The sequence below is a fragment of the Methylobacterium sp. WL8 genome, from assembly GCF_008040045.1.
Lineage (GTDB): Bacteria > Pseudomonadota > Alphaproteobacteria > Rhizobiales > Beijerinckiaceae > Methylobacterium > Methylobacterium cerastii.
Map to the genome: position 1 here is coordinate 1 of NZ_VRVF01000218.1, position 290 is coordinate 290.

At 56.2% G+C, this 290-nt stretch carries 1 pseudogene; it reads left to right on the forward strand.

Annotation, left to right across the window (positions count from 1 at the left end):
* Window positions 1–209 precede the first annotated feature (209 nt).
* Window positions 210–290: pseudogene (locus FV234_RS25985) on the forward strand (IS5/IS1182 family transposase); the annotation flags it as partial.

Here is a 290-nt window from a genome sequence, read left to right on the forward strand (position 1 = left end):
AAGCAGCGGCTCAATCACCGCCCACTCCGCATCCGTCAGGTCAAACCGCGCCATCCTCGGTCCTCCATTCGGAAAACCAACGACCCACCGCCCAAACCGTGCCAACCGTTATGGGTTCACGACCTAGAGCATCTTCTGAAATCTCTAGATCACAGAAGATGCTCTAGAGGCTGTTATGAACTGAAAGGGTGTGGTTTGCGTTTTTGGGCATGAGCGCAGGTCGTGCCGGCTATCCCTCTGACGTGTCCGATGAGGAATGGGCGCTGGTTGCGCCGTATCTGGCGTTGTTG